The 4,218-nt window shown below is 68.9% G+C and carries 4 protein-coding genes and 1 pseudogene; 3 read left to right on the forward strand and 2 right to left on the reverse strand.

The window, feature by feature from the left end; translation table 11 throughout:
• Positions 1 to 72 precede the first annotated feature (72 nt).
• A complete protein-coding gene (locus FPZ47_RS26670; RefSeq protein WP_144956993.1) occupies positions 73 to 465 on the reverse strand; it encodes a Fur family transcriptional regulator in 393 nt (130 codons plus the stop codon).
• A complete protein-coding gene (locus tag FPZ47_RS26675; RefSeq protein ID WP_144956990.1) occupies positions 462 to 878 on the reverse strand; it encodes an ArsR/SmtB family transcription factor in 417 nt (138 codons plus the stop codon). The genes FPZ47_RS26670 and FPZ47_RS26675 overlap by 4 nt, the downstream gene beginning before the upstream one ends.
• 188 nt (positions 879 to 1,066) lie before the next feature.
• Between FPZ47_RS26675 and FPZ47_RS26680 the strand changes: the two genes are divergently transcribed.
• The 3 genes and pseudogenes from FPZ47_RS26680 to FPZ47_RS26690 form a co-directional block, all read left to right on the forward strand.
• Complete coding sequence (locus tag FPZ47_RS26680; protein ID WP_168209579.1) at positions 1,067 to 2,488, forward strand: glycine--tRNA ligase; 1,422 nt, start codon at positions 1,067 to 1,069, stop codon at positions 2,486 to 2,488.
• A gap of 368 nt (positions 2,489 to 2,856) precedes the next feature.
• Complete coding sequence (locus FPZ47_RS26685; RefSeq protein ID WP_144956984.1) at positions 2,857 to 4,050, forward strand: PPE family protein; 1,194 nt, start codon at positions 2,857 to 2,859, stop codon at positions 4,048 to 4,050.
• An 85-nt stretch (positions 4,051 to 4,135) separates the two neighbouring features.
• Positions 4,136 to 4,218, forward strand: a pseudogene (locus FPZ47_RS26690) (WXG100 family type VII secretion target); the annotation flags it as partial.

Raw genomic sequence — 4,218 nt, forward strand, 5'->3', positions numbered from 1 at the left:
ACCACAGCCAGCCATGCGCGGATCGGATGCCGAAAGGTCAGGCCTTACGCTCGATCGGTGCGGAAAACGGGGCTAGGACCTGCACTCCGAGCACAGGCCGAAGATCTCGATGGTGTGGCTGACGTCGGAGAAGCCGTGCTTGGCGGCCACCTCGGCGGCCCACTCCTCGACCTCGTGGTCGCCGACCTCGATCGTGGAGCCGCAGTTGCGGCACACCAGATGGTGGTGATGGTGCTCCGAGCACCTGCGGTAGACCGACTCGCCGGTGTCGGTGCGCAGCGTGTCGACCATCCCCGCCGCCGCCATCGACTGCAGCGTCCGGTACACCGTCGTCAGCCCGATGTTCTCGCCGCGGCGGCGTAGCTCGTCGTGCAACTCCTGGGCCGAACGGAATTCGTCGAGGGTCTCCAGCAGGGTGGAGATGGCCGCGCGTTGCCGGGTGGAGCGGACACTCGGTCCGGTCATGCGTCTTCGCCGGCGTGGGCGACGGCGTCGACGACGATGTGCGCCAGGTGCTGGTCGGCGAGCCGGTACATCACTTCGCGGCCCGAGCGCTCGCCGGTCACCACGCCCGCCGCCTTGAGGATCTTCAGGTGCTGGCTCACCAGCGGCTGTGGCACGCCCAGCGCGTCGACCAGCTCGTGGACGCAGCGGTGGGATTCGCGCAGTTGCAACACGATGGCGATCCGCACGGGCGCGGCCAGCGCGCGCAGCAGTTCGCCGGCGGCGTCGAGGATCTCCCGCGGGGGCGGCAAGGGATACCCCGCGAACGCGGCGTGCCCGCCCGGGTCGGCCTGGTCGTGCCCGTGGGTGGCCAGACCCGGGTCCGATCCCATGTCGCCGTCGGCGGCCGTCGGCGTGCGGGAGGACATCGTCATGGGGGAGTCATCACCTCGAGAAGTGCCGGAAATCGGGACGGCTGACCGCGGTCTTGGCCGGACGGCCGCCTTCCACTGTCACATGCATGATGACGCATGTCAAAGACCGGGAGGCCGGTCGATACCATGACTGCAGTCTTGTCCGCGGCGGTTGGTCGCCGCACGTGTCTTCCCCGATCCGAGAAGGAGTGCACCGCGCCGTGGCGTCCGTCATCGACACCGTAGTGAACCTCGCGAAACGGCGGGGCTTTGTCTATCCCTCGGGCGAGATCTACGGCGGTACCAGGTCGGCGTGGGACTACGGGCCGCTGGGTGTCGAACTCAAGGAGAACATCAAGCGGCAGTGGTGGCATTCGGTGGTCACCGGCCGCGACGACGTGGTGGGGCTGGATTCGTCGATCATCCTGCCGCGGCAGGTCTGGGTGGCCTCCGGCCACGTCGAGGTGTTCCACGACCCGCTGGTCGAATGCCTCAACTGCCACCACCGGCACCGCCAGGACCACATGCAGGAGGCCTATGTGGCCCGGACTGTGGCCCGGAACGCGGCGAAGAAGGGTCTCGACCCCGACTCGGTGCCGATGACCGAGATCACCTGCCCGGATTGCGGCACCAAGGGCCAGTGGACCGAGCCGCGCGAGTTCAACATGATGCTCAAAACCCATCTCGGGCCGATCGAGACCGAGGAGGGGCTGCACTATCTGCGGCCGGAAACCGCGCAGGGCATCTTCGTCAACTTCGCCAACGTGATGACGACGGCCCGCAAGAAGCCGCCGTTCGGGATCGGGCAGATCGGCAAGAGTTTCCGCAACGAGATCACCCCGGGCAACTTCATCTTCCGGACCCGCGAGTTCGAACAGATGGAGATGGAGTTTTTCGTCGAGCCGTCGACCGCCAAGGAGTGGCACCAGTACTGGATCGACACCCGCCGACAGTGGTACGTCGACCTCGGCATCGATCCGCAGAACCTCCGGCTGTACGAACACCCCGCCGAAAAGCTGTCCCACTACTCCGACCGCACCGTCGACATCGAGTACAAGTTCGGCTTCGCCGGCAACCCGTGGGGCGAACTCGAGGGCGTGGCCAATCGGACCGACTTCGACCTGTCCACCCACGCGAAGCACTCCGGCGTTGACCTGTCGGTCTACGACCAGGCCTCCGACGCCCGCTACACGCCGTATGTCATTGAGCCCGCCGCCGGCCTGACCCGGTCGTTCATGGCGTTCCTGGTCGACGCCTACACCGAGGACGAGGCCCCCAACGCCAAGGGCGGGATGGACAAGCGGACGGTGCTGCGGCTGGACCCGCGGCTGGCGCCGGTCAAGGCGGCGGTGCTGCCGCTGTCGCGGCACGCCGACCTGAGCCCCAAGGCCCGTGACCTGGCCGCCGAGCTGCGCAAATGCTGGAACATCGACTTCGACGACGCCGGCGCCATCGGCCGCCGCTACCGGCGTCAGGACGAGGTCGGCACCCCGTACTGCGTGACGGTGGACTTCGACTCCCTGGAGGACGACGCCGTCACGGTGCGCGAGCGCGACGCCATGACGCAGGAGCGGGTCGCCATGACCGCCGTCGCCGACTACCTGGCGGCGCGGCTCAAGGGGTGCCGGTGATCGCCGCACGCGTTGCGGGGGCCGGTGCGGCCCGGCGGCGGCGGTTGTCCACCTGCGGTCCGCGGCGACGTCGGACAAGAAACCTGACCCGGTTCGCCCGCGGTCTTGGCCGTCGCCTTTTCCGCATTGCGGCGCCCGGTTCTCTACACACTTGTGCAGTTAGCCCGGCAAAAGATCTGGTGTTGCCCGCGGGTGTGGCGCCCGCTTAAATAATTGGTGAAATCGCGGGCTTTTGCCCCGAGAGTGTTCTAGGCTCGAGCCGTGGCGGTCGGGCACCATCGGCCGCCGCACCCGGGTATCCGGATGCTGCGTAATTGTTGAAGCGCAATTGTTGAAGCCGTTGACCGGCTGGATGTGGTGGGGTGTTGATGTTTCCTACGTTTCCGTGGTTGCCGCCGGAGATCAATTCGGCGCTGATGTTTTCGGGTGCGGGGTCCGGTCCCCTGTTCACGGCCTCAGCGGCGTGGAACAACTTGGCCGCGGACCTGGCGGGCGCGGCGTCGTCGTTCAACTCGGTGGTGACGGGGCTGTCCAACGGAACATGGACGGGTCCCGCGTCGATGTCGATGGCCGCGGCGGCGGTGCCCTACGTGAGCTGGCTGAACTCGGCCGCCGCGCAGGCCGAGATGGCGGGCGCGCAGGCGGTGGCCGCCGCCTCGGGTTTCGAGACCGCGCGGGCGCTGACGGTGCCCCCGGCGGCCGTGACGGCGAACCGGGTCCAGCTGTCGACGCTGGTCGCGACGAACTTCCTGGGGCAGAACACGCCGGCGATCTTCGCCACCGAGTTCGAGTACATGGAGATGTGGGCCCAGGACGTGGCCGCCATGTTCGGTTACCACGGGGCGGCGACCGCGGCGGCGGCCATGCTGCCGGCGTTCAGCGCGCCGCCGAACCTGCTCTCGAGCCTGGGTGGGCTGCTGTCGGCCCCGCTCTCCGGGCTGGGTGCGACGGCGATGAGCGCTATCGGCGCGCCGGTGAACGCCGTGATGTCGACTGGATTGCTTGCGCCGGTGACGAGCACGCTCTCCGGGCTGGCGGCGAACCCGATGTCGCTGATGTCGGTGGCCGAGATGGGCATGTACCCGGCCAGCATGATGATGTCGCCGATCATGATGGCGGCCCAGGCCGGGATGCGCGGCGGAGCCGGGGCCGGGATGGCGGCGGGCGCTGGCGCAGCATTGGCGGACGCGCCCAAGTTCGTCGGCGACGTGGCCCCCAAGGGCCTGGGCGGCGCGGGGATGGGTGGCCTCGGTGCGGCGTCGGCCGGGCTGGGCAAGGCCCGGTTGGTCGGAGCGATGTCGGTGCCCCCGACGTGGCAGGGGTCGTCGCCGGCCCGCATGGTCAGCGCGGCGATGTCCGGTGTGGGCGCCGAGGTGCCCGCCGGTGCGGCCATGCCCGCCGGTCCCGGTGGCGGCGGCATGCCCATGATGCCGATGCCGATGGGCGGCATGGGTGGCGCCGCGGGCGGCATGCCCGGCGGCATGCTGGGACGCGGCGGGGCCAGCCCGAACCACGTGGTCCAGTCCCGGCCGAGCGTCGTCCCGCGCACCGGGGTCGGATAAACCGAAGAGTTGGCCTGCCCTGGCGCGTCGGAAGCTGTGGCGCGGCGCGGCGTGAGTGAAATGTTGACGTGAGAGGAACGGTGTGATGGCTACACGTTTTATGACTGACCCGCACGAGATGCGGGCGATGGCGGGTCGTTTCGAGGTGCACGCGCAGACGGTGGAGGA

The sequence above is a fragment of the Mycobacterium helveticum genome, from assembly GCF_007714205.1.
Lineage (GTDB): Bacteria > Actinomycetota > Actinomycetes > Mycobacteriales > Mycobacteriaceae > Mycobacterium > Mycobacterium helveticum.